Annotated in this window: 27 protein-coding genes; 13 read left to right on the forward strand and 14 right to left on the reverse strand. The window is 69.2% G+C overall.

Annotated elements, in window-relative coordinates:
• Positions 1-44: 44 nt before the first annotated feature.
• On the reverse strand, positions 45-1,010 hold the full coding sequence (locus ACFSVL_RS20225; RefSeq protein WP_378306326.1) for a NaeI family type II restriction endonuclease: 966 nt from the start codon (positions 1,008-1,010) through the stop codon (positions 45-47).
• 66 nt (positions 1,011-1,076) lie between these two features.
• A complete protein-coding gene (locus ACFSVL_RS20230; RefSeq protein WP_378306328.1) occupies positions 1,077-1,943 on the reverse strand; it encodes an NgoMIV family type II restriction endonuclease in 867 nt (288 codons plus the stop codon).
• A 297-nt stretch (positions 1,944-2,240) separates the two neighbouring features.
• On the opposite strand from ACFSVL_RS20230, the gene ACFSVL_RS20235 reads away from it, so the two are divergent.
• The 4 genes from ACFSVL_RS20235 (at position 2,241) to ACFSVL_RS20250 (ending at position 5,686) form a co-directional block, all read left to right on the forward strand.
• Positions 2,241-2,603 (forward strand): hypothetical protein, encoded by a 363-nt coding sequence (locus ACFSVL_RS20235; RefSeq protein ID WP_378306330.1) that lies wholly within the window; start codon positions 2,241-2,243, stop codon positions 2,601-2,603.
• Between the two features lie 85 nt (positions 2,604-2,688).
• Positions 2,689-3,765, forward strand: a complete 1,077-nt coding sequence (locus ACFSVL_RS20240) for an NBR1-Ig-like domain-containing protein (protein ID WP_378306332.1) — start codon at positions 2,689-2,691, stop codon at positions 3,763-3,765.
• Positions 3,766-4,286: 521 nt separating this feature from the next.
• The gene (locus ACFSVL_RS20245; RefSeq protein ID WP_378306334.1) at positions 4,287-5,108 is read left to right on the forward strand and encodes a choice-of-anchor P family protein; all 822 of its coding nucleotides are present in this window, start codon (positions 4,287-4,289) and stop codon (positions 5,106-5,108) included.
• Positions 5,105-5,686, forward strand: coding sequence for a class F sortase (locus ACFSVL_RS20250; RefSeq protein WP_378306336.1), 582 nt, complete (start codon positions 5,105-5,107; stop codon positions 5,684-5,686). Before ACFSVL_RS20245 ends, ACFSVL_RS20250 begins: the two co-directional genes overlap by 4 nt.
• 64 nt (positions 5,687-5,750) lie before the next feature.
• On the opposite strand, the gene ACFSVL_RS20255 is transcribed toward ACFSVL_RS20250, so the two are convergent.
• Both ACFSVL_RS20255 and ACFSVL_RS20260 read right to left on the reverse strand, forming a co-directional pair.
• Positions 5,751-6,245, reverse strand: a complete 495-nt coding sequence (locus ACFSVL_RS20255; RefSeq protein ID WP_378306338.1) for a MarR family transcriptional regulator — start codon at positions 6,243-6,245, stop codon at positions 5,751-5,753.
• A 40-nt stretch (positions 6,246-6,285) separates the two neighbouring features.
• Positions 6,286-6,546 (reverse strand): hypothetical protein, encoded by a 261-nt coding sequence (locus tag ACFSVL_RS20260; protein ID WP_378306340.1) that lies wholly within the window; start codon positions 6,544-6,546, stop codon positions 6,286-6,288.
• 105 nt (positions 6,547-6,651) lie between these two features.
• On the opposite strand from ACFSVL_RS20260, the gene ACFSVL_RS20265 reads away from it, so the two are divergent.
• Both ACFSVL_RS20265 and ACFSVL_RS20270 read left to right on the forward strand, forming a co-directional pair.
• Positions 6,652-8,025: an FAD-binding oxidoreductase gene (locus ACFSVL_RS20265; protein WP_378306342.1), complete on the forward strand. Its 1,374-nt coding sequence runs from the start codon at positions 6,652-6,654 to the stop codon at positions 8,023-8,025.
• A 146-nt stretch (positions 8,026-8,171) separates the two neighbouring features.
• The gene (locus ACFSVL_RS20270; protein WP_378306343.1) at positions 8,172-9,935 is read left to right on the forward strand and encodes an MFS transporter; all 1,764 of its coding nucleotides are present in this window, start codon (positions 8,172-8,174) and stop codon (positions 9,933-9,935) included.
• 32 nt (positions 9,936-9,967) lie between these two features.
• Here ACFSVL_RS20270 and ACFSVL_RS20275 read toward each other — a convergent pair whose 3' ends face one another.
• Genes ACFSVL_RS20275 through ACFSVL_RS20285 form a run of 3 tightly spaced genes read right to left on the reverse strand, consistent with a single transcriptional unit; the run spans position 9,968 to position 12,149 of the window.
• Positions 9,968-10,153, reverse strand: coding sequence for a DUF1737 domain-containing protein (locus ACFSVL_RS20275; protein ID WP_378306345.1), 186 nt, complete (start codon positions 10,151-10,153; stop codon positions 9,968-9,970).
• A gap of 50 nt (positions 10,154-10,203) precedes the next feature.
• Complete coding sequence (locus ACFSVL_RS20280; protein ID WP_378306347.1) at positions 10,204-11,559, reverse strand: DHA2 family efflux MFS transporter permease subunit; 1,356 nt, start codon at positions 11,557-11,559, stop codon at positions 10,204-10,206.
• Positions 11,556-12,149 (reverse strand): NADPH-dependent FMN reductase, encoded by a 594-nt coding sequence (locus ACFSVL_RS20285; RefSeq protein ID WP_378306349.1) that lies wholly within the window; start codon positions 12,147-12,149, stop codon positions 11,556-11,558. The genes ACFSVL_RS20280 and ACFSVL_RS20285 overlap by 4 nt, the downstream gene beginning before the upstream one ends.
• Before the next feature lie 65 nt (positions 12,150-12,214).
• Between ACFSVL_RS20285 and ACFSVL_RS20290 the strand changes: the two genes are divergently transcribed.
• Positions 12,215-12,820 (forward strand): TetR/AcrR family transcriptional regulator, encoded by a 606-nt coding sequence (locus ACFSVL_RS20290; RefSeq protein ID WP_378306351.1) that lies wholly within the window; start codon positions 12,215-12,217, stop codon positions 12,818-12,820.
• Here the strand turns inward: ACFSVL_RS20290 and ACFSVL_RS20295 are convergent.
• Together ACFSVL_RS20295 and ACFSVL_RS20300 are read right to left on the reverse strand one after the other, a co-directional pair.
• Positions 12,804-13,478, reverse strand: a complete 675-nt coding sequence (locus ACFSVL_RS20295) for a peptidylprolyl isomerase (RefSeq protein ID WP_378306353.1) — start codon at positions 13,476-13,478, stop codon at positions 12,804-12,806. The two genes, ACFSVL_RS20290 and ACFSVL_RS20295, sit on opposite strands and share 17 nt — an antisense overlap.
• 52 nt (positions 13,479-13,530) lie before the next feature.
• Complete coding sequence (locus ACFSVL_RS20300) at positions 13,531-13,785, reverse strand: DUF2631 domain-containing protein (RefSeq protein WP_370939364.1); 255 nt, start codon at positions 13,783-13,785, stop codon at positions 13,531-13,533.
• A 93-nt stretch (positions 13,786-13,878) separates the two neighbouring features.
• On the opposite strand from ACFSVL_RS20300, the gene dxr reads away from it, so the two are divergent.
• The 3 genes from dxr (at position 13,879) to ispG (ending at position 17,725) form a co-directional block, all read left to right on the forward strand.
• Entirely contained in the window at positions 13,879-15,075 is a 1,197-nt protein-coding gene (gene dxr / locus ACFSVL_RS20305) for a 1-deoxy-D-xylulose-5-phosphate reductoisomerase (protein WP_378306355.1), read from the forward strand.
• Positions 15,076-15,252: 177 nt separating this feature from the next.
• Complete coding sequence (locus tag ACFSVL_RS20310; RefSeq protein WP_378306357.1) at positions 15,253-16,455, forward strand: M50 family metallopeptidase; 1,203 nt, start codon at positions 15,253-15,255, stop codon at positions 16,453-16,455.
• Between the two features lie 118 nt (positions 16,456-16,573).
• Positions 16,574-17,725 (forward strand): flavodoxin-dependent (E)-4-hydroxy-3-methylbut-2-enyl-diphosphate synthase, encoded by a 1,152-nt coding sequence (ispG, locus tag ACFSVL_RS20315; protein WP_378306359.1) that lies wholly within the window; start codon positions 16,574-16,576, stop codon positions 17,723-17,725.
• A gap of 52 nt (positions 17,726-17,777) precedes the next feature.
• On the opposite strand, the gene ACFSVL_RS20320 is transcribed toward ispG, so the two are convergent.
• Complete coding sequence (locus ACFSVL_RS20320) at positions 17,778-18,248, reverse strand: nitroreductase/quinone reductase family protein (protein WP_378306361.1); 471 nt, start codon at positions 18,246-18,248, stop codon at positions 17,778-17,780.
• Between the two features lie 89 nt (positions 18,249-18,337).
• Between ACFSVL_RS20320 and ACFSVL_RS20325 the strand changes: the two genes are divergently transcribed.
• A complete protein-coding gene (locus tag ACFSVL_RS20325; protein WP_378306363.1) occupies positions 18,338-18,943 on the forward strand; it encodes a TetR/AcrR family transcriptional regulator in 606 nt (201 codons plus the stop codon).
• An 84-nt stretch (positions 18,944-19,027) separates the two neighbouring features.
• Here the strand turns inward: ACFSVL_RS20325 and ACFSVL_RS20330 are convergent, their stop codons facing one another.
• Genes ACFSVL_RS20330 through ACFSVL_RS20340 form a run of 3 tightly spaced genes read right to left on the reverse strand, consistent with a single transcriptional unit; the run spans position 19,028 to position 20,683 of the window.
• Positions 19,028-19,342, reverse strand: coding sequence for a hypothetical protein (locus ACFSVL_RS20330; protein WP_378306365.1), 315 nt, complete (start codon positions 19,340-19,342; stop codon positions 19,028-19,030).
• A gap of 3 nt (positions 19,343-19,345) precedes the next feature.
• The gene (locus tag ACFSVL_RS20335; RefSeq protein ID WP_378306367.1) at positions 19,346-20,407 is read right to left on the reverse strand and encodes a DUF2891 domain-containing protein; all 1,062 of its coding nucleotides are present in this window, start codon (positions 20,405-20,407) and stop codon (positions 19,346-19,348) included.
• A gap of 21 nt (positions 20,408-20,428) precedes the next feature.
• Positions 20,429-20,683: a hypothetical protein gene (locus ACFSVL_RS20340; RefSeq protein WP_378306369.1), complete on the reverse strand. Its 255-nt coding sequence runs from the start codon at positions 20,681-20,683 to the stop codon at positions 20,429-20,431.
• Positions 20,684-20,757: 74 nt separating this feature from the next.
• Here ACFSVL_RS20340 and ACFSVL_RS20345 point away from each other — a divergent pair, with 74 nt between their 5' ends.
• On the forward strand, positions 20,758-21,582 hold the full coding sequence (locus ACFSVL_RS20345; protein ID WP_378306371.1) for a helix-turn-helix domain-containing protein: 825 nt from the start codon (positions 20,758-20,760) through the stop codon (positions 21,580-21,582).
• On the forward strand, positions 21,579-21,971 hold the full coding sequence (locus tag ACFSVL_RS20350; RefSeq protein ID WP_378306373.1) for a VOC family protein: 393 nt from the start codon (positions 21,579-21,581) through the stop codon (positions 21,969-21,971). Before ACFSVL_RS20345 ends, ACFSVL_RS20350 begins: the two co-directional genes overlap by 4 nt.
• Here the strand turns inward: ACFSVL_RS20350 and ACFSVL_RS20355 are convergent.
• A complete protein-coding gene (locus ACFSVL_RS20355) occupies positions 21,968-22,303 on the reverse strand; it encodes a cupin domain-containing protein (protein ID WP_378306375.1) in 336 nt (111 codons plus the stop codon). The genes ACFSVL_RS20350 and ACFSVL_RS20355 overlap by 4 nt on opposite strands.
• Positions 22,304-22,350: the final 47 nt, after the last annotated feature.

The following is a 22,350-nucleotide window of genomic DNA, read 5'->3' on the forward strand; positions in this document are numbered from 1 at the left end:
CTCGTGCGACGGCGGCTATCTGGTGCGGACACCATGGCTGAGGGTCAGTAACGGATCGTTGGTACCGGTGTTATGGGGTCGTTGGGCTGGGCGACAGCGTAGGTGCCCTCCGGGAGAGTGACTGTCGGTCGGTCGGGTGCAGGCGTGTTTACCGGTGTCAAGCGCACCGACAGAAAAGTGCCCTTCATCGGGACTGGGAGGCCGAGCGCGCGGGCAACCATCGGACTCTGATTTTGGTGGCCGAGGATGACGATGCCCTCTCGAGCGAGTTGGGGCCGCGCGTCGCGACAGCGTTTGAGGCCATCGGCTTGCCTGGCGACTGTCACTGCAGTGTTGCGTTCGATGATCCGACCTTGAACACTACGTAACAGCTGGTTGATTCTTTTCTGGCCCGAACCCGCGGCGACGATAGTGCGGACTAGTGTGTCAGGCAGGGTAAGAAGGAGATTTTCCGGCAGCGGGGCTCGCTGAGCTAGCCACACCACGCGATCCCGGGCTGCTGCAGTGATCGTAGTCTTTTGATCCTTGTTGAGTCCTTTGTTGAGGACTTCAGGGGTGATCCGGATCAGGCCGACGTCGAAGAGACCCTTGCGGTCGTTGGCGGAGGACAACAGGCACATGTGCCCCATGGCTTCGGTCGGTATCGACCATGCTCCTCGCAACGAAAACTTCGAGTCGACGTCGTGCCCGGCGATGGCGTAGTCCATGTTCGCACCACGGGGAAGGTCGAATGCAGCGCGAGTGACGATTTCGACCTTGGTCCCTAGATAGGTCTTCTCGGTCTTCTCCGCGAGAGCGATGTCGTACCGGCCGGTGCGCTGTCCATCGAGTACCTCATCGATCGATTGGCGCAGGATCGACCCGAAATGTTGCTGCAAGCCGGGACGCTTTCGGAACCAGTCGACGACCTGCTGCAGCTCAGGGTCGTCGTCGGCTACGTGTGCAGGCTTCGGATCGACGTGTATGTCGACATGCGAGGTCGGGCCGAACAGGACTAAGTCTTCGGACACACGTTCACTCTATCCGCTGAAGCTGCGGTACGTGACAGGTTTCGATTTGGGCAATCCGGTCCGGGTTCAGGGCTTCGCGGGAAGAGACTTGACGACACGGACCAGGTCGTCGAAGTCTCGGAGCCGGTTCTGGTTCACGAGTCGATCAAAAGTCTTCTTCGGTGACCAGTTCGCTGGCGCGTTCCGCGTCTTCGCCTCGATGTCGATTGCTTTCGCCAGCGAGTCGAGGTCGAGGTGGTACACCCAGTCGATAGAGCCGGAGCCGTCCGCCAGGATCTTGAGCATCGACGGCCGAGTCTCTGCTGTGATGACACCGAAGTGAGGCATGCGACCGCGACGCTGGGTGACTAGCTTGTTGCCCTGCGAGACGCAGTCCTGTGCCCTGTCGGTGCGGAGCGACCATTTGGCCGAAAGCGCCAACGCCAACTCCGGAAGTTCGCCGTCTTGCGGACGTCCGACCACGACGTCAAGCTTGAGCAGGGATTCCTCCGGCATGAGGCCGACCAGTGTCGTCACCAATTCCGCATTGGCGTCGATACCTCGGCCGATGCGCTGGGCGATGGCGATCAGCCGACGTCGGTTGCGGCTGTCGGGAATCGCTTCGATAGCAGAGACGAGCGCCTTGATCTCCTTCGCGGAGTTGCTGTAACCGGCACGGAAGGCTGGGAACACGTTCAGGTGCGCGTATTGGCTGAAGTCCGATGCCGAACACGATTGCTTGATGTCCAGGTCTGGGCGCACGGCTTGCAGGGACGCGATCACACGACGTTCGAGACCGGTGCCCTTCTGGTCAGGTCGTTCGTGCCATGCTCCGGCGACCTCCAAGAACCGAGTTCCGAGACGCACCGAAAGCTTGTCGCTGGCGTCGGACATGTTCGGCTTGCCGTTCTTCTTCCGGTAGCCACAGAGATCTTTAGTGAAGGGTGCTGGCACGGTGGCCACATTGCCGGCTTCTGATCCAGTCCGCAGGCCATTTTCTGAGGCGGGTTGTGCTTCGCGCTGTCAGCGGGTCTCGGGTAACGAGCTAACTACTATAGGTAGTCGCGCGTTGTCCTGACGCTGCGCGGCCCGGCCGACTGAGCCGTGGACAATTCGCTGACCTGCGTGGACAACCGCGCGCATTGACCGTGGACGGCCGGCGGTTGAGCACAAACCGGACGGCGCGCTGGGATGAGTGCACCGGGATTTCCCGGCTGTCATTCCATTCCACTTTCGTCCGAGGGGACACCCATGAAGATCGGCAAGACGCTGATGGCCGCCTCCGCGCTGGGGATCGCACTCGCCGGGATCGCCGCGCCCGCCGCGTCGGCGGACACGGTGAGCGCGCAGGGCAAGCACACCGCGAGCATCAAGTGCTCGAAGCCGTCCGGGAAGAAGTCCAACTACTCCTGGGGCGACGGGTTGACGAACGTCACCGTCTACTTCAACAACCACTGCTCGCACAAGGTGTCCGCGGGCATCGTGCTGAAGGACATGGACGGCGCGCTGAGCGTGCAGTGCATGACCACCAACGGCGGCACCAGCGGCAAGAAGAAGTTCCACATCGGCGCCGACCACACGGTCGCGCGCGTGCAGAAGGGCTGCAAGCTCTGAGCTGCTGACGAGCCGGGGCCCGGGGCTGCGCCGCCCCGGGCCGCCTGGCAACCTCCAAGGGTCGCAATCGATCTTTGGAGGTGTCATGAGCGAGCCCGCGGCCGGACCGCCCCGGGCCCGCCGAGGTCGCAGGCACATCGTGCCCGACGCCGGCGCGGGCCCCGTCGCCCGTTTCGCCTGCGCGCTGCTGGACTTGAAGCGGGAAGCGGGCGACCCGTCCTACGACCGGATGCGCACGGAACTCGGCGCGGCGGCGTCGAAGTCGGCCCTGTCGGCCGCCACCCGCGGCCGCAGCGCCCCGTCCTGGCCGACGACGTGGGAATTCGTCCGGAGCCTTGCGGTGACGAGCCTCGGCCGAGACGAGGAGGCTGTCCGGCGCGAGTGGCTGGAGCGCTGGGAAGAGGCGGTCGAGGACTCGTCCGGTTCGGCGGGGGAAGCGTCGGCGGGCCAGGTCGGCGACGAGCCACGTCCGGAGTCCCTGCCGAATGCGCAGCCATCCCCGGCTGATCTGCCCGGCGCGGAGGACTGGCCGCCATCCGGCCTGGCGAGCGACCCCGCTCCGCCCAGCCGCGAAACCCCGGCCGATTCACCCGGCCACCCCGCTGACAGCCACCCAGCCCAGCCGATCCCCGCCGAGGCCTTCCGCCCGCCCTCCGGCGAACCGGCCAAACCTCGCCGCTGGGGCTCGATCGCCGTGGCGGCGACCGTTTTGGTGGTCCTCGGGCTCGTGGCCGCCGTCGTGGTACTGGCCACCCCGTCCTCCCGCGAGAAGGACGCGGCCGCCCCGCACTACCCGCTGCCCGGCGACTCGTCCGGCTTCGGCGGCGACGGCCTGTCCGGCGACGTCACCTTCCCGGACGGCGCGAAAGCCCGCTACGGCCAGACTTTCACGAAGATCTGGCGGCTCAAGAACACCGGCTCGGTGCCGTGGCGCAGCCGCTACCTCCAGGTCGCCGGCGGCACCACCGTCCTGTGCCCCTCGCCCCCGCGCGTGCCCGTCCCGGACGCCGATCCGGGCCAGCTGGTCGAGGTGAGCGTCCCGGTGACGCCGACCGGCACCGGGGTCTGCCACGTGCTGTGGAAAATGGTCGACGAACGGGGCGCGCTGGTGTTCCCGGACCGGACCGGGATTTTCTACCAGGTGGTCGTCTCCGTCGAGTAGGCGCGCGAGTCCTTTTCGGACTGTCCACAATCGCGCGTCGCCGCTGGTCACCGCCCCGGGCAAGGAAAATCGTACCCTTTTTCCCGTTCGCTCGTTCGGACCTTCCGATTCCTTTGTGGACAATTTCCGCCCGTGCCGCGCCCGGTTCCGGGGCGAATTGGCAGGCCGGGAATGGGCGGTAGCGGTCACATTACGGCGGGTGCCCGGCGCGGACCCTTCGCAGGATCACCCCTCCGGGTGGGGCGCGGGGCAATCCGCCATCGGGGCCTCGGTTCCGGTAGCTCAGCGTGAGAAAACCGCGTCGGCGGAGCCGCGTTACATCACTCTTTAGTGGTGAAATTGCGATAATTGCGGTCACGGGAACCGTCCGGCGGGCGCGCTGCGCGACGGATCTTGCTTTGCGTTTACCGGTGGTCTTGATAATGTCGCGGCCTGCCGATGACCGACAGTTGTGCTCGGTCACGCGTGGATTCGGGGATCCGTGCGGCGGCTCCATTTCTTGATGTTCGGAAGGACAATTCATGCGTTCTGCCCTGCTGCGCGGACGAACCGTCGCGGTCGCCGTTCCCGCGCTGGCTCTGCTCGCCGCCGCCGTCGCCCCGCCGGCGTTCGCCGACGCGCCCGCCGGGTCGGCCTACGGCGCGTCCGCCTCGGTTTCGCTGCTGCCCGGCGTGCTGGGGGACAAGGGAATCACCGTCGACACCGGCAAGATCGCCCCGTCCTCGACCGCGGGCCCGGAGTCCGCGCAGGTGGTCAACGTGCCGCTGAAGGGCCTGGTCACCGCGAAGGCGGTCAGCAGCTCGGCGAAGCAGGACGGCAGCAACGGACCGGTGGACGCGAAGGCCTCCATCGTCGACGCCGCGCTGCCGGTGCTCGCCCCGCTCGCCGGTGCCACCCCGAAGGCGCGCGTGATCAGCTCCGAGTGCAAGTCCACCCCGGAAGGCATCACCGCCTCGTCCGAGCTGGCCGGCCTCGACCTCGGCAAGATCGGCAAGATCCCGGTGTCGACCAAGCCGAACCAGAAGCTCGGCATCGACGGCGTGCTGCAGGTCATCGTCAACGAGCAGGTCAAGCACTCCGACGGCAGCCTCACCGTCAACGCGCTGCACATCAAGCTCCTCGGCGGCGACGTCACCGGCGCGCTCGGCAAGGGCGACATCGTCCTCGCCTCGGCCACCTGCGCCAAGGTCGCGGGCAACCCGACCACCCCGCCGACCACCAAGCCCAGCGAGCCGAGCAAGCCGAGCACCCCGCCCGCCGAAGGCCCCGGCCAGGTGACCGTCGTGCCGGTCGGCGCGCCGGAGACCGGCGACGGCACCCTGGCTTCGGTGACCGCCCGGTGACCCGTTCCCGGTTCGGGCTTTTCGCGCTCCTGCTGGCTTTCGTCGCGAACTTCGCCCTGCTGGGCTGCGGTTCGGCGGAGACCCCGCCCGCCGCCGCCCCGGCGAGTTCCGCGGCGGCCGCGCAGCAGGTCGCGGACCCGGTCTCGCTCGACGTTCCCAGCATCGACGCGCATTCGTCGCTGGTGCCGCTCGGCCTCAACGACGACAAGACCGTCCAGGTCCCGCCGGTCGACCAGCCGCTGCAGGCGGGCTGGTACCACTTCGGGCCCAAGCCGGGCCAGGTCGGGCCCGCGGTCGTCCTCGGGCACATCGACGGCAACCACCAGAAGGGCATTTTCTGGCGGCTGCACGAGATGAAGACCGGCGACAAGGTCGTGATCGGCCGCAAGGACGGGTCGAAGGCCTCGTTCACGGTGACCAAGGTGGACCAGATCGCGAAGAAGACGTTCCCCACCGAAGCCGTGTACGGCAACACCAGCGATTCGCAGATCCGGTTGATCACCTGCGGCGGCGCGTTCGACGCCGAAAAGAAGAGCTATCTCGACAACATCATCGTGTACGGCACGCTCGACAGCTGAGCTGGCCGATCCCGGTACTGGGCCTCGTCGTTTCGCGCTCGGGCGAAACGGCGAGGCCCTTCCGTCATTCCCCGGACAGCTCGTCGGTCGCCGCCCGGCCCGCCTCGGCGGTGCGGCGCAGGAACCCGGCGATCAGCATCAGTTCGTCCTCGGTGTACCCGGCGCACAGGTCGTCCATCGCCGCGTTCATCCCGCCGTACACCCGGAACAGCTCCTGCGTGCGCCCCGGCACCGCGCGCACGGTGACCGCTCGCCGGTCCGCCGCGCCGGGATCCCGTTCGCGCGCCACCCATCCGCCGCGTTCCAGCCGGTCGAGGATGCCGGTCACGGTCGCCGGGTGCAGTCCCGCGCGGCGGGCGAGCGCGCTCGGGCTCAGCGGTCCGCCGGAGGAGATCAGTTCGAGGCAGTCGAGGTCGACGTCCTTGAGCTTCAGCCGCCCGCCGACCTGGTGGTTCAGCAGCGACAGCTGATTGCGCAGTTCCCGCAGCGACTCCTTGAGCGCCACCGTGGTGCGCCGCCTGCGCCGCGCCTGCTCCGTTCCGGATGCTCCGGACGCCATCTGCCCCGCCTCCTGTTTCTCGCTGGTCAGGGTAGCCGGGTCAGGCGGCGGCGAGCAGCGCTTCCCCCGCCGGGGTCAGCACGGCGGGCACCGGCTGCCCGAGCGGCCCCGGTTCGCTCGCGCGCAGCAGGCCGGCGTGCGCCAGCGCGTGCGCGGTGAACTGGTCGCTGCAGGGCAGGCCGTCCACGAACAGATCCGGTTCGCTGCTGCAGGTCAGCCGTCCGCGCCCGGCGGCGACGGCACGCAGCATCGAGATCCCGCGGCGGGTGACGGTGGTGGCGGTGGTGACAGTGCTGCTCATGGCTGCCTCCTCGAAGCTCGCTCTCACCGGTACGTCGAACGAGCAAGCCGGATTTCGACCTAACCTGACGGGGAAAGCAGACCGGAAGAAGGCGGGAGCCCTCCCATGCTGATCGACGACCTGCACGCCGTTCTGCCGGACGACCGGATCGTGCGGGACCCCGACGTGCTGCGCGGCTACGCGCACGACGAGGCGGAATGGGCCCCGTACGGCGAACCGGCGGTCCTGGTCCGGCCGCGCACCGCGGACGAGGTCCAGGCGGTCGTGCGGCAATGCCTCAAGCACCGCACCCCGGTGGTGCCGCGCGGCGCCGGGACCGGGCTGTCCGGCGGGGCGAACGCGCTGGCCGGATGCGTCGTGCTGGCGACCGACCGGATGACCGCGGTCAAGGAGATCGACCCGGTGGAGCGGCTCGCCGTGGTCGAACCGGGCGTGGTCAACGACGATCTGCGCGCGGCCTGCGCGGAACACGGGCTCTGGTATCCGCCGGACCCGGCCAGCTCGCCGTGGTCGACCATCGGCGGCAACGTCGCGACCAACGCGGGCGGCGTCTGCTGCGTGAAGTACGGCGTGACCCGCGACTACGTGCTCGGGCTGCAGGTCGTCACCGGCACCGGCGAACTCGTCCGGCTCGGCCGCCGCACCGCGAAGGGTGTCGCCGGGTACGACCTCGCCGGGCTGATGGTCGGCTCGGAGGGAACGCTCGGCGTCATCACCGAAATCACCGTGCGGCTGCGGGCGAAGCGCGCTCCGGAGGCGACGGTCGCCGGGTATTTCGACTCGACGGTCGCGGCGGGGGAGGCGGCCGCGGCGATCCGGGCGGCCGGGATCGTGCCGTCGGCGCTGGAGCTGGTGGACCGGCATTGCCTGGCCGCGGTCGACGCCTGGAAGAACATGGGCCTGTCCGCCGACGCGAACGTGGTGCTGCTCGGCCGCAGCGACGTGCCGGGCGGGCACGAGGCCGCGGCGATGGTGGCGTGCTTCGAAAACGCGGGCGCGACCTGGGCCGCGCAGTCGACCGACGAGGCCGAGGCGGACGCGCTGTTCGCCGCCCGGCGGCTGGCCTACCCGGCGCTCGAACGGCTCGGCCCGGTGCTCACCGAGGACGTCTGCGTGCCGACGCATTCAGTGCCGGAAATGCTCGCGCGGATCGATCTGGCCGCGCGAAAGCACGACACGCAAATCGCCAATATCGCGCATATCGGCGACGGAAATCTGCATCCGCTCCTGATTACGCCGGCCGGGGACGACGACGCGCAGCGCCGTGCGCAGGCCGCGTTCGACGACATCGTCGCGGACGCGCTCGACCTCGGCGGCACGGTGACCGGCGAGCACGGCGTCGGCCTGCTGAAGCGGCCTGGCCTGGAAAAAGAGCTGGGACCGGCGGTGCTCGGCCTGCACCGCGCGGTCAAGGACGCCCTCGATCCGCACGGGATCCTCAATCCCGGGAAGGTCGTCGGCGGTCCCGTCCAGCGGTAACTCGGGCGAGTGAAAGTAAATAGTCCACAAAGGATAGTCACGCATTTGTGACCCTTGTCTCCCAGTCGTTTTCGATTGTTGGTTGCCTACCGCAAGCAACTTGCTTAGCCTAGCTAAGGGAACGGCTCGGAGAGGGGTTTTCGACAGTGGCGGAGCGCAGGACGTATTCGATCGCGGAACTCGGCCCGCGGTACAAGTGGATCGCGCTGTCCAACACGACGCTCGGGATGCTGATCGCGACGATCAACTCGTCGATCGTGCTGATCGCGCTGCCCGACATCTTCAAGGGCATCGGCATCAACCCGCTGGAACCGTCGAACACCAGCTACCTGCTGTGGATGATCATGGGCTTCCTCGTGGTCACCGCGGTGCTGGTGGTGGCGTTCGGCAGGCTCGGCGACATGTACGGCCGGGCCAGGATGTACAACCTCGGCTTCGCGGTGTTCACCGTCTCCTCGATCATGCTGGCGATCACCTGGTTCGGCGGCGACGCGGCCGCGCTGTGGCTGATCGGCTGGCGGATCGTGCAGGGCGTCGGCGGCGCGTTCCTGATGGCGAACTCGTCGGCCATCCTCACCGACGCCTTCCCGGCCAACCAGCGCGGGCTCGCGCTCGGCATGAACGGCGTCGCGGCCATCGCGGGCTCGTTCCTCGGTCTCGTGGTCGGCGGCGTGCTCGCGCCGGTGAACTGGAACCTGATTTTCCTGGTGTCGGTGCCGTTCGGCGTCATCGGCACGGTGTGGGCGTACCTCAAGCTGCACGACACCGGCGTCCGCCAGCACGCGAAAATGGACTGGTGGGGCAACATCACCTTCGCCGTCGGCCTGATCGCGGTGCTGGTGGGGATCACCTACGGAATCCAGCCGTACGGCACTTCGCAGACCGGCTGGGGCAGCCCGATGGTGCTGTCCTGCCTGATCGGCGGGGTCGCGGTGCTGATCGCGTTCGTGATCATCGAAACGAAGGTGCCCAACCCGCTGTTCCGGCTGTCGCTGTTCCGGATCCGCTCGTTCAGCTGGGGCAACCTGGCGAACCTGACGGCGTCGCTCGGCCGAGGCGGGCTGCAGTTCGTGCTGATCATCTGGCTGCAGGGAATCTGGTTGCCGCAGCACGGTTTCACCTTCGAGCAGACGCCGCTGTGGGCCGGGATCTACATGCTGCCGCTGACCATCGGCTTCCTGGTGGCCGCGCCGACGTCCGGCATCCTGTCCGACCGGATCGGCAGCCGCGCGCTCGCCTTCAGCGGCCTGGTGATCACCGCGCTCACGTTCCTGCTGCTGACGCTGCTGCCGGTGAACTTCGACTATTGGGCCTTCGCCGGGATCCTGCTGCTCAACGGCATCGGCATGGGCATGTTCTCCTCGCCCAACCGCGCCGAGGTGATGAACAGCCTCCCCGCCGACGCCCGCGGTTCCGGCGCGGGCATGATGACGACCTTCCAGAACGCGGCGATGGTGCTGTCGATCGGCTTCTTCTTCAGCCTGATCATCGCCGGCCAGTCGGACCACCTGCCTGCCGCGATGTCGCAGGGCCTGACCCAGCACGGCGTCCCCGAGGCGGCCGCGCAGCAGGTCGCGCACCTGCCCGCGGTGGCGGTGCTGTTCGCGGCGTTCCTCGGGTACAACCCGATCCAGCAGCTGCTGGGCGGCCAGCTCGGCAGCCTGCCCGCGGACCAGGCGAACTTCCTGACCGGGCGCAGCTTCTTCCCGAACCTGATCTCGGGCCCGTTCCAGGACGGCCTCGCGGTGGCGTTCGGCTTCGCGATCGTGGTGTGCCTGATCGGCGCGGTGGCGTCGCTGCTGACGAAGGACGCGAAGTCGTCGGAGTCGGTGGGGGAGGAGCTGGCCGCGGTGGCGGGGGAGGCTGGTGGCGGGCCTAGTGAGCTGGTGTCGCCGCGTAGTGAGTCGTGAGTGGCGATCACGGTTCTAACCGGGATTGCCGCTCACGAGCTTTCCGGCCAGAGCACTGCCTGAGCGACGATCACGTTCTCGCCGTTGAAGGTCAGCGCGGGGCCCTCGTGCAGGCGGTAGCCGAGCGCTAGGGCCTCGCTGACGCGGCGGCAGAAGTTCGCGTCGTCGGGGCCGGTGAGGACGCGGTAGGCGGGGAGACCGTCTGGTGGGGTGCTCATGCGGTCATGATGTCGTGAGTGGCAACGCCGGTTAGAACCGGCATCGTCACTCACGAGGCCCTTCGCACCAGCCATGCCGTCCCCAGCGCCCCCACCGCCCCCACGCTGATCGCCCCGAACCCCAGCCGGAACGCCGCGTCGGCATCCGGCAGCCGCCCAGCGATCAGCACCGCGAACACCGCGCCGCCGAGCGACCCGCCCACCCGCAGCAGGATCGTCACCTGCGCGGCCGCGTCCGGAAGCCGTTCCGGTGCAACGGTTTTGTACGCCGCGATCCCCATCGGCATGCTCACCAAAGCCACCGAAGCCCCGTACCCGGCCAGCAAAACCTGAACCACCGCACCAGGTGCGTCCACCGGCAGGAACGCGAACGGCACCGTCGTCACCACCGCCAGCACCGCGCCCGCCAGCGCGACCGGTGCGGCGCCGTACCGGTCCACCGCGCGTCCGGTCACCGGCGCGATCGCCGCCGTCGCTCCAGCGAAGCCGAGCAAACTCAAGCCGGTGCCGACGAAATCCAGGTGCCTGCCCAGCTGGAAATACAGCGTCACGACGATCCCGCTGCCGAAGATCAGCGCCCCGTTGAACGCCGCCGCCAGGCTCGCCGCCCGGTAAAGCCGGTTGCGGTACAAGGAAAAGTCCAGCAGCGGACGCGGATGACGGCGGCACCGCTGCACGAACCACCCCAGCAAAGCCAGACCAGGCAGCAGGATCGGCCAGTCGAGCCGTCCGGTGTCGCCCCAGGTGGTCACGGCGTACAGGACCAAGGGCAGCCCGGCCGCGATCAGGGCGAGGCCGGCGAAATCGATCCCGCCGGTGGCCGTCGGCGTCCCGCGAGGCACATACCGGAGGCCGAGGACCAGTCCGACCGCGCCGATCGGCAGGTTGATCAGGAACAGCCACGGCCACGAAAGCCCGTGCAGGATCAGGCCGCCGGCGAGCGGGCCGAGCGCGGGCGCGACGCTCACCGCGATCCCGAGCGTCGCCATGACCCGGCCCAGCCTCGCGGCACCGACCTGCTGGCCCAGCACGGTTTGCCCGGCCGGGATCAGGATGCCGCCCGCCAACCCTTGCAGGAACCGGAAAGCGATGAGCAGCACGACGTCCGGGGCGATCGCGCACAACCCGGAGGCCACGGTGAACGCGGCCAGCGCGGCGAGCCACACCCGGCCCGCGCCGAAACGCCGGGCGAGCCAGCCGGTCAGCGGCAGCGACAGGGCGAGGGCGAGCAGATAGCCGCTCGCCACCCATTGAGTCGTCGAGAGATCCGCGCCGAGATCGCTGCTGATCGAGTCGAGGCCGATCGTCACGACGGACGCGTCGAGTCCGCTCGCGAACGCGCCGAACACGATGATCCAGCAGATCCGCCAGGTCGCGCGGTCGATCGGGGCGGCAATCGTGGTCACTGTGAGACTCGCAGGGTGCGCAAGGCGGCCGCCCAGTCGACGAGTTCGCCGAGCATCCGCGTCAGGATGCCCTCGTGGTGGTCGGCGGGCGCGAAGGTGCCGGGCTCGGCCATTTCCGGGATGACGAAGTCGGTGAACAGCCCCAGCGCGACCTGGGAGCGCACGCAAGCGACCTTCACCTCGGCGAGCGTTAGCCGCAGGTGTTCCACCGCGCGCGTGCCGCCGTTCGTGCCGTAGCTGACGAAACCGGCGGCCTTGTCCGACCATTCGGAAAACAGGAAGTCGATGGCGTTCTTGAGCGCCGCCGGCATGGAGTGGTTGTACTCGGGGGTCACGAAAACGAAGCCGTCGTAGCTGTCGATCAGCCGCGCCCAGCGGCGCGTGTGGTCGTTGCGGTAAGCGCCGATCGCGGCGGGCATCGGTTCGTCCAGGAGCGGCAGGCCGATCTCGGCGAGGTCGAGGACCTCCACCTCGGCCCGGTCGCCGAGGTGCGCGGCGGCGCGGGCGCGGGTCCACTCGGCGACCTGGGTCGCGCGGCGGCCGGGACGGGTGCTGCCGGAGATGACGGCGATGCGAAGCGAAGAAGTCATGCCCCGAAGGTACAACGACCGTTGTAGTTTTTGCAACGGTCGTTGTACTTCGGCATACTGAACCGGTGCGGACGGACAAACAACGTGCTCTGCTCGACGGCGCCCTGCGGGTCTTCGCCCGGGACGGCTACTCGCGCGCCAGCATCGACGTGCTCGCGGCGGAGGCAGGCGTGTCGTCGCGGACGATCTACAACCACTACGGCGACAAGGCCGGGCTCTTCCGCGCGGTGATCCTGGACAGCTCGGACCGGGTGGCCGAACGCCAGATCGCGGTCGCGGACAAGCTGCTCGGCCGGATCGCCCGCCTGGAGCCCGATCTCGTCGAGTTCGGCCTCCAGTGGGCGAAACGGGATCCGGAAACCGAACCGCACTGGGCGCTGGTGCGCCAGATCCAGGCCGACCTCGACCACATCGACCCGGAGACGGTCGCGGCCTGGAAGGAACGCGGCCCGACGCGCGTACGGCTGGCGCTGGCCGGGCACCTGCGCCGGCTCGCCGCCGAAGGCCACTTGGAGCTGGACGATCCGTCGCTGGCCGCGGTGCACCTCGTGCAGCTCACCGCGGGCAGCGTCGCCGCCGCCGAACCGGGGGAGGACTGGGAAGCGGTGATCCGGTCCGGCGTCGGCGTTTTTCTGCGCGCTTACGCGCCGGGCGTCACCAGCCGAAGCTGACCGAGCGGATCTTCACCGGATGCTTGGGAGCGCCGTCGAGCGGGCCGTTCGGGTCGGTCGGGACGATGCCGTCGGCGACCATCCGGTCGAGCGCCTCCATGCCGCGCACCACCTTGCCGAGCACCGAGTAGTTCGCCGGGATGTGCGCGAACGAGTGCACGATGAAGAACTCCGACCCGTTGGTGCCGGGGCCCTGGTTGCCCATCGCGACGGTGCCGCGCTCGTACGTCTCCGCGCCGGTGACCTCGTCCGGGAATTTGTACCCGGGGCCGCCCTTTTCGACCTCGTAGATGTCGCCGCACTGCAGGACGCCGAGCCGCGCGGAGTTCGACAGCCGCCAGCACTGCGAACGGTCGTAGAAGTGCTGCAGCACCAGGCTCGCCATGTTGGCGACGGCGCACGGGGCCGCTCCGCCGCTGTTGAGCCGGACGGTCACCGGGCCGTAGTTGTAGTGGAACGTGACGTCGATCGTGCCGCGGGTGGGCGCGAACGGCAGCGGGCGCAGCACCGGGCGCGCGGCCGGGTTCTCCGGCGTCGGCGTGAAGGTGCACTTCACCACCGGCGGCTTGGCCGAGGGCGCGGCGCTGGCCGGGGCCGCGGTGCACAGGGAAAGACCGGCGATGACGGCGGCCGCGAGCGCGGCCCAGCGTGGCTTCATGGGCCCGGAAACTAGCGAAAGCGCGGTCCGGGCACCAGTCCCGCCGGCGGGACTACTTGCGCCAGGCGGTGCGGCTCTTGCGCAGGTCGAGCAGCAGGAGCAGGACGATGAACGCGGCCAGCCCGACGAGCCACACGTTCTCCGTGTTGTTCTCGTGGTTGCCCTTGATCATCACCAGCAGGATGGCCGCGGACAGCCAGCCCGCGATCCGGGTGGCCTTCGGGAACGAGCCGTGCCAGCCCCACTCCGCCGACGGCTCGTCGCGCGGGTCGACCTCGGGGCGCTTCTCGACCGCCTTGCCTGCCACGACCACTCCTTCAAACCGCCTGACGTTGTGCCCTCGCATGATCCCACACCGCTGGCCGCCGCGCGGACACGACCCGGGCCATAATGCTTGCTGATGACTACTCCGCGAAGCATCCTCGTGCTGGGTTCCACCGGGTCGATCGGGACCCAGGCGCTCGACGTCGCCGCACGTAACCCGCATTTGTTCACGATCGCCGGCCTCGCCGCCGGCGGTTCCGATCCGGCGGCGCTCGCCGAGCAAGCGATCGCGCACGAAGTAGCGGCCATCGCCGTGACGAAGCCCACGGCGGTCGAAGACGTGCAGCTCGCGCTGTACGCCGAGGCGCAGCGCCGGGGCTACGCGAAGGGCGAGTTCCGCCTTCCGCGCATCCTCGCCGGCACCGACGCGGTGAGCGAGCTGATCGACTCGGTGCCGGTCGACGTGGTGCTCAACGCGGTGCCCGGTTCCCAAGGCCTCGAACCGACGCTGCGCGCGCTGGCCAGCGGCGCGACCCTCGCGCTGGCCAACAAGGAATCCCTCATCGCGGGCGGTCCGCTCGTGCTCGCCGCGGCGAAGCCGGGACAGCTGGTGCCGGTCGACTCCGAGCACTCGGCGATGGCGCAGGCGCTGCGTTCCGGACAGGACAACGAGGTCGCGCGGCTCGTGCTCACCGCGTCCGGCGGCCCGTTCCGCGGCCGGAAGCGCGAGGACCTCGGCGAGGTCACCGTCGAGCAGGCGATGGCGCATCCGACCTGGTCGATGGGCCCGCTGGTCACCATCAACTCGGCGACGCTGGTGAACAAGGGCCTGGAGCTGATCGAGGCGTCCCTGCTGTTCGGCGTCGAACCGGCGCGGATCGACGTGACGGTGCACCCGCAGTCCATCGTGCACTCGATGGTCACCTTCGCCGACGGCTCCACGATCGCCCAGGCCAGCCCGCCGGACATGCGGCTCCCGATCGCGCTCGCGCTGAACTGGCCGCATCGCGTGCCCGGCGCGGCGGCCGCGTGCGCCTGGGACACCGCGGCGAGCTGGACGTTCGAACCGGTCGACAACGAGGCGTTCCCGGCCGTCGAGCTGGCGCGCGAGGCGGGTACCGCGGGCGGCTGCCTTCCCGCGGTTTTCAACGCGGCGAACGAGGAATCGGTGGCCGCGTTCCTGGCGGGCAAGGCCGGTTTCCTGTCGATTGTGGACACTGTCTCGCGGGTGGTGTCCGACGCGGGCGAATGGCGGCGCGAACCCCGCGACGTCGCGGACGTGCTCGCGGCCGAGCAGTGGGCCCGCGCGCGGGCCGCCGAGCTGCTGGGATGAGCCCGCGACCGGTGCGCGGAGCCGCGCCGGTTGATGCAACACTGGTTTCACGCTGGCGGCGGATACTTGGACCCGAAAACTTGTCGGGTGGTCTCACCGCTTGCGGAAGCCGTGGAAGACGACGAACCTGCCGCCACCGCATCGCGGGTCGCGGCTGAGGGGTGAGGTGCACGTCCCGTGCTTGCCTATGTGATCGGCGTGGTGCTCTTCGCGCTCGCGATCTGTGTTTCGGTCGCGTTGCACGAAGCGGGCCACATGGTCACCGCCCGGATGTTCGGGATGCGGGTCCGCCGGTACTTCGTCGGCTTCGGCCCGACGGTGTTCTCCTTCCGGCGCGGCGAGACCGAGTACGGCCTCAAGGCGATCCCGCTGGGCGGCTTCTGCGACATCGCGGGCATGACCGCGCTCGACGAGGTCACCCAGGAGGAAGCGCCGCGCGCGATGTGGCGGTTCAAGGCCTGGAAGCGGACGATCGTGATGTCGGCCGGTTCCATCACGCACTTCCTGCTCGGCTTCATCGTGCTGTTCATCATGGCGGCCACCATGGGCCTGCCGAACGTGGACCAGAAGCCGATCGTTTCGACGATCTCCGACTGCGTGCGCGGCGGCACCACGGTCGAGCAGGTCAACAACCCGGTGTGCCAGCCCGGCGACCCGGCCCCGGCGAAGAAGGCGGGCCTGCTGCCCGGCGACACCGTCGTCTCGGTGGCCGGCAAGGCGACCCCGACCTGGACCGAGATGGTCAACCAGGTCAAGGCGGTCTCCGGCCCGGTCCCGGTGGTCGTGGACCGCGGCGGGGAGAAGAAGACGTTCGTCGTGGACGTGCCGAAGGTGACCCGGCCCGCCGCGAACGGCGGCACCGAATCGGTGGGCGCGGTCGGCGTCGGGGTCGCGCGCAGCATCCAGTACAGCGCGGTCGGCGCGTTCGGCGGCGCGGCGTCGTTCACCGGCGACATGTTCGCCCGCACCTGGGACGGGCTGATGGCCTTCCCGAAGCGCATCCCGGCGGTGTTCAACTCGATCTTCGGCGGCGAGCGGGACCCGGACACCCCGGTCAGCGTCGTCGGCGCGAGCAGGCTCGGCGGCGAGGCGGTCGAGGCCGGGCTGTGGCAGGTCTTCCTGCTGCTGCTGGCCAGCCTGAACTTCTTCATCGGCGTGTTCAACCTGCTGCCCCTGCTGCCGATGGACGGCGGGCACATCGCGATCGTCTGGTACGAACGCGTCCGCGACTGGCTGCGCGGGCTGCGCGGCAAACCCGCGGGCGGCCCGGTCGACTACACGAAGCTGTCCGCGATCACGATGGTGTTGGTCGTCATCGGCGGCGGCGTCACGCTGCTCACTGTGACGGCCGACATCGTCAACCCGATCCGCCTGCAGTAACCCGGCGCACCGGCCGGGGCACGAGTGCGTCCCCGGCCGCCCGACCGGGGGTAACGCTGCTCACCGCGTCGGCTGACTTCGTTGAAACCCGCCGGGGCGGGGTGGGTACGCTGGAAGCGTGACCGTCGCGTTAGGTATGCCCGCTCTGCCCCCGCCCGTTCTCGCCGAGCGTCGCAAGACCCGCCAGCTGATGGTGGGATCGGTCGGAGTCGGCAGCGACCACCCGATCTCGGTGCAGTCGATGACCACGACGCTGACCTCCGACGTCAACGCCACCCTGCAGCAGATCGCCGAGCTGACCGCGGCGGGCTGCGACATCGTGCGCGTGGCGTGCCCGTCGGCCGACGACGCCGAGGCGCTGCCCGCGATCGCGAAGAAATCGCAGATCCCGGTGATCGCCGACATCCACTTCCAGCCCAAGTACGTGTTCGCCGCGATCGAGGCGGGCTGCGCCGCGGTGCGGGTGAACCCGGGCAACATCCGCAAGTTCGACGACCAGGTCAAGGAGATCGCGCAGGCCGCGAAGGACCACGGCACGCCGATCCGGATCGGCGTCAACGCCGGGTCGCTCGACAAGCGGCTGCTGGAGAAGCACGGCAAGGCGACGCCGGAGGCGCTCGCCGAATCGGCGATGTGGGAGGCCTCGCTCTTCGCCGAGCACGATTTCCACGACATCAAGATCTCGGTCAAGCACAACGACCCGGTCGTGATGGTGCGCGCGTACGAGATCCTCGCCGAACAGTGCGACTACCCGCTGCACCTCGGCGTCACCGAGGCCGGGCCGGCGTTCCAGGGCACGATCAAGTCCGCCGTCGCGTTCGGCGCGCTGCTGCGCCAGGGCATCGGCGACACCATCCGGGTGTCGCTGTCCGCGCCGCCGGTGGAGGAGGTCAAGGTCGGCACGCAGATCCTGCAGTCGCTGAACCTGCGGCCGCGGAAGCTGGAGATCGTGTCGTGCCCGTCGTGCGGGCGCGCGCAGGTGGACGTGTACACGCTGGCCGACCAGGTCACCGCCGGGCTGGAGGGGATGGAGATCCCGCTGCGCGTCGCGGTGATGGGCTGCGTCGTGAACGGCCCCGGCGAGGCCCGCGAGGCCGACCTCGGCGTCGCGTCCGGCAACGGCAAGGGCCAGATCTTCGTGAAGGGCGAGGTCATCAAGACCGTGCCGGAGCACGCGATCGTGGAGACCCTGATCGAAGAGGCCATGCGCATCGCCGAGGAATCCGGCGAATCGATCGGCGAGGGCGCGCCGAGCGTCACCGTCGGCTGAGTTTTCTTTTCGCGAAAGGGCTCCTCGATTACGGTCGAGGAGCCCTTTCGTTTCAGCGGCGTTCCAGCAGGACGACGGGGACCTGCCTTCCGGAAGCGGCCTCGAATTCGGCGAATTTCGGGACCAGCGCGATCTGGTCCGCCCAGATCCGGGCGCGCTCGTCCCCGGCGGTCAGCCGTGCTTCGACCGGGATCTCCTCCGCGCCCGCCTCGATGACGGTGCGCGGATTGGCCATGAGATTGCGGTACCACGCGGGGTCGCGCGGGCTGCCGCCGTGCGTGCCGAAGACGGCCCAGTTGTCGCCGACCGGCCGGTAGAACAGCGGGCTGATCCGCGCTTTCCCGGTTTTCGCGCCGACGTGGTGCACGAGAATCAGCGGCATGCCTTTTTCCGGGAAACCGGGCATCCGCGGCGGAACGGGACGGCCCGCGGCGAATTCTTCGGGACTGCTCCAGGCGACATATCCGGCGTTCTTCCGGGACTCGGCGATGATCCGGGTATTCCAGTCGGCGAGGTCGGGCACGACTTCTCCTTCCTTAGGCGGAGCACTTGCTCCGCAAAGTAGCACACTACCCGGAGCACGTGCTCCGGGTAAGCGGGTATGCTCGGCGCATGGCCGTGGCTGAACCGCACCCCGCCCCCCGGCGCCGCGCCCCGCGCGCGGACGCGATCCGCAACCGGGAAGCGATCGTCGAAGCCGCCGCCGAGGTGATGGCGGAACAGGGAGCCGCGGTCGACGTCCGCGAGATCGCCCGCCGCAGCGGCGTCGGCATGGGCACGCTGTACCGGCACTTCCCGAAGAAGGAAGACCTCGTCCGGACGGTCCTCGACCAGGACTTCTCCCGGTGGGCCGAGGCCGCGCGCAAGGCGGCGGTCGAGGCGGAGGACCCGTGGGCGGCGCTGACGGACTTCTACCGCCAGGCGCTGTCCGGCTGTGCCCGGCACCGGGCGATCATGGAAAGCTTCGCGCTGACCTGGACCGACCCCGACCCGACCGGCATTCCGCAGCTCCGGGCGGTGCTCGAGGAACTGCGGGTTCGCGCGGCGGAGTTGCTGCGGCCCGGGGTGACGACTGAGGATCTGGTGCTGCTGCTGATTTCGCTGGGGTACGCGGCGCAGTTCACCGACGAGCGCCGCCCGCACATGTGGAACCGGCTGCTGCTGATTTCGCTGGACGGGCTGCGTGCCGAGCACCGGGAGCCGCTGCCGGAGGGGTAGGGCGGGGCTGGCCGTCTCGGCTGGCGGATGGTCCGGCATGCGACTGTCCTCGGGTGAGTGCCCTCTCCGTTTCTGCCGGGGACGCTAGTGAGGGTTGTTCAAGGATCCGTCGTGTGCGCCGCACCCGTCGCCGCCGGAGGTGATGGTGAGGCCGTGGCGCGGATCCGGTACAGCTTCGAGCGCTGCTTTGACCGGAGGCTGGTCGTGGAATTCGTCGCGGATGGCTCCGGTCCGGAAGCTGATCTCGAATACGACGCCGTGTTCGTGGTCTCGCCACGACCAGCGCACGGCGCGGTCGGCGATCGCGGCGTCGACTAGGGCGTCGGCGTAGGTGCGACGCCAGGCGCTCGCCGGGGTTTCTCCGTCGAGCACCAGGATGCGCAGCCAGGGGTCCGGCATCGTTCAGACCTTCCCCGAATCGGCCCCGCTAAGCAGAATCAGCGCGTAATAAGCCAGAAAATGCTCCACCGCATACGGCCCCTCCGTAACCTGCGGCAGCGCGGCATGCGCGTGCTCCCGCGAAGTCTCCTCAACCACCCCCACCCGACCGTCCCCACCCGGCAACGCAGCCGCGATCCGTCGCCAGCACCACGCGCGGTGCAGGTTCAGCCCGTGCAGATGGGCGATCAACCCGTCGGAAGCATCGGTCACCCGCACCGGCGTGAACAGCGCCGTCGGGGTCCGGTCGGCGATTCCGGGCAGGAACGCGTCCAGCCAGGCACCGAAGTCGCCGGCGGGCAGGAGCTGGCTCATCAGCTCGGCCTCGGCCAACGCCGGCGTGAGGAAGTCCGCCCCGGACGGTTCCCAGGCACCGGGGTAGTCCCGGTCCAAGCCGAACCAGCGCCAGGCGGTTTCGGTGATGACCTGCTGCAGCTCCGGTTCTCCACGGGACGCTAGGTAGCCGGCGTACGGCAGCGCGCGGGAGAGTCCGAAAGCGCCGTTCTCGTGCAGGCCGTATCGGATGGGGTAGGTGACCTTCGGCAGCCAGTCGAGGAAGCGGGTCACGAAAAGCTTGCTCAGCGGCTGGAGAGCCGCGGCCCAGCGCGTCGCGTCGGGGTCGTCCCAGGTGGCGGTTTCCCTGGCCAGCGCAAGCAGAATCGACCAGCCGTACGGGCGCTGGGTCGTGCGGTGGTGCTCGGGCGCGAAGTAGGCGGCTTCGGTGGCCAACGCGGGTTCGGTCAGGTGCGAGTTGAGGACGGCGCGGATCTCGTCGGCCGGCACGAGGGACGGGTACCGGCGCAGCAGATGGGCCAGCACCCAGAACATTTCCACGCACGAATGCCAGTCGAAGCTGCCGTAGAAACACGGGTGCAGCTCGCGGATCGAGGGAACCGGCGTGTCGTCGGTGCGCCAGTGGCTCTCGTAATGCGGGTACTCGCGCACGATGTTGGCCAGCGCGGTTTCGGCGAAATCACCGGCGTGTGCGGCCAGCAGCTGGGCGCGTTCCTCGCTCCATCCGGTCATCGGTCCATAGTGCCGCGAAGATCAGCCGCGCAGGTGGTGTTGCGCGGCTTCGCGGATCTGCAGCCGCACGTTCTCCAGCGAAGCGGCGACCTCGTCGATCTGCCGCATCGCGATCTGCACCGAACCCTGGATCGCGGTCGCGCTGCCGGTTTCGCCGAGCAGGCCGAGCACCTGGGCCTGCACGTCTTCCAGTTCGCCCTTCGTGGCGAGGGCGATTCCGGTCGGCACCTGGTCGGCGAGCAGTTCGAGCTGCTGCGCCTGTTCCTGGATCGTCATCGGGCTTCTCCTCATCGTGGGGACCGCCCTCCCGTGGTAGCAGAATCCGGCCGTTTCCGGGCTAGCCTGGTCGCGTGAGTCACAGCTGGGCCGCCCGTCCGCCGCATCCGGTGCTGCGGGGCCTGGTCACGCGCTACATCGGCTACGCACAGGAGAACGTCACCCTCGAAGTGCACCGCGGGCTGCCGTCCCGGCACCTCACGCTCGTGATCAGCCTGGAGGAGCCGATCCGGTACGCCGGGCTGGCCGGGGCCGGCGCGCTGCGGAGCGCGGTCGGCGGCCTGCACACCGAACCCGCGCTGATCACCCAGGACCGGGTGCAGCGCGGCGTGCAGCTGGAGCTGGACCCGCTGGGCGCGCGGACGCTGCTGGGCGTCACGGCCGCCGAGCTGACCGGTCAGGTGGCCGACCTCGCCGACTTCGGCGGCGACCTCGCCCGGCTGCCGGACCGGCTGGCCGAGGCGCCGGACTGGCGCACCCGGTTCGCGATTCTCGACGACGTGCTGGCCGCGCGGGCGGTCGAGCCCGCCGAACCGCCGCCGGAGCTGGACCGCGCGTGGCACGCACTGCGCCGCAGCGGCGGTCTGGTGCGCGTCGGCGACCTGGCGGACGAGGTCGGGTGGAGCCGGCGGCATCTGGGGGAGCGGTTCCGCGCCGAGCTGGGATTGGCCCCGAAGCAGGCGGCGCGGGTGCTGCGGTTCGAGCGCGCGGTCCGGCTGCTGCGGACCGGGCACCGTGATCTGGCGGGAATCGCTTACGCCGCCGGGTATTACGACCAGGCGCACTTCTCGAACGAATGGCGCGCGCTGGCGGGCTGCTCGCCGCGGACGTGGATGGCCGAAGAGCTCCCGTTTCTCCAAGACGAGACGAAGGCGGCCGCCGCAGAATCGGTGGCATGACACCGCAACCGACAGTCTGGCCCGCCTTCCGCTACCACGACGCCCGCGGCGCGATCCGGTTCCTCACCGAGGTTCTCGGCTTCGAAGAGACCCTCGTGGTCCCCGGCGAAAACGGTGTCGCGCACGCTGAACTCCGCTGGCCCGAAGGCGGGGCAGTGATGCTGGGCAGCAGCGGCGGCCCCGCCGACGGCGTGCACGACGAGATGAAGCCCGGGGCCAGCGCCGCGTACGTGGTGTCGGACCGGGTGGACGAGATCTACGCCCGCGTGCGCGAAGCCGGTGCCGAAATCAGCCTGGAGCTGCACGACACCGACTTCGGCTCGCACACGTTCACCGTCCGCGACCCGGAGGGGAACGCCTGGACGGTCGGGACTTACCGCGGCGCTTAGCCCTCGGGATAAAACACGAACAACGTGCATCCGCTCTCCGTCGCCGGCACATGCCACGACCCCGCCGGCGCGTGGAGGAACGTGCCAGCCGGGTAATCGCGGGCGCCGTCGTTGAAGACGCCGGAGACGACGAAGACCTCTTCCGGCCCGGGCTCGTGCACGTCGCGTTCGGGCCACGTGCTGCCCGGATCGAACTCGACCACGTTGGCGTGCGCGCCGTTTTCGCCCTTCCACAGCGGGCGGAGGCGGATGCCGGGGAACAGGTCCTTCACCGGCGCTTCGTCGACCGGGACCGACGTGTATCCCGGCTGGGCAAGGATTTCGGAGTGCATGGGTCCCAGCGTGGCTTCCCCGGCCCGCGCGGAACAGTGTCAGGAAA

Origin of the sequence: Amycolatopsis silviterrae (assembly GCF_042684085.1) — a bacterium.
Lineage (GTDB): Bacteria > Actinomycetota > Actinomycetes > Mycobacteriales > Pseudonocardiaceae > Amycolatopsis > Amycolatopsis silviterrae.

Coding starts and splice junctions, on each gene's coding strand:
- ACFSVL_RS20330 (WP_378306365.1), bottom strand. CDS start 19,342: ATGCCGGACCCCTGGCTGCGCATCCTGGTGCTCGACGGAGAAACCCCG.
- ACFSVL_RS20235 (WP_378306330.1), top strand. CDS start 2,241: ATGAAGATCGGCAAGACGCTGATGGCCGCCTCCGCGCTGGGGATCGCA.
- ACFSVL_RS20355 (WP_378306375.1), bottom strand. CDS start 22,303: ATGCACTCCGAAATCCTTGCCCAGCCGGGATACACGTCGGTCCCGGTC.
- ACFSVL_RS20265 (WP_378306342.1), top strand. CDS start 6,652: ATGCTGATCGACGACCTGCACGCCGTTCTGCCGGACGACCGGATCGTG.
- ACFSVL_RS20275 (WP_378306345.1), bottom strand. CDS start 10,153: ATGAGCACCCCACCAGACGGTCTCCCCGCCTACCGCGTCCTCACCGGC.
- ACFSVL_RS20325 (WP_378306363.1), top strand. CDS start 18,338: ATGGCCGTGGCTGAACCGCACCCCGCCCCCCGGCGCCGCGCCCCGCGC.
- ACFSVL_RS20335 (WP_378306367.1), bottom strand. CDS start 20,407: ATGACCGGATGGAGCGAGGAACGCGCCCAGCTGCTGGCCGCACACGCC.
- dxr (WP_378306355.1), top strand. CDS start 13,879: ATGACTACTCCGCGAAGCATCCTCGTGCTGGGTTCCACCGGGTCGATC.
- ACFSVL_RS20260 (WP_378306340.1), bottom strand. CDS start 6,546: ATGAGCAGCACTGTCACCACCGCCACCACCGTCACCCGCCGCGGGATC.
- ACFSVL_RS20340 (WP_378306369.1), bottom strand. CDS start 20,683: ATGACGATCCAGGAACAGGCGCAGCAGCTCGAACTGCTCGCCGACCAG.
- ACFSVL_RS20245 (WP_378306334.1), top strand. CDS start 4,287: ATGCGTTCTGCCCTGCTGCGCGGACGAACCGTCGCGGTCGCCGTTCCC.
- ACFSVL_RS20350 (WP_378306373.1), top strand. CDS start 21,579: ATGACACCGCAACCGACAGTCTGGCCCGCCTTCCGCTACCACGACGCC.
- ACFSVL_RS20285 (WP_378306349.1), bottom strand. CDS start 12,149: ATGACTTCTTCGCTTCGCATCGCCGTCATCTCCGGCAGCACCCGTCCC.
- ACFSVL_RS20240 (WP_378306332.1), top strand. CDS start 2,689: ATGAGCGAGCCCGCGGCCGGACCGCCCCGGGCCCGCCGAGGTCGCAGG.
- ACFSVL_RS20255 (WP_378306338.1), bottom strand. CDS start 6,245: ATGGCGTCCGGAGCATCCGGAACGGAGCAGGCGCGGCGCAGGCGGCGC.
- ACFSVL_RS20295 (WP_378306353.1), bottom strand. CDS start 13,478: ATGAAGCCACGCTGGGCCGCGCTCGCGGCCGCCGTCATCGCCGGTCTT.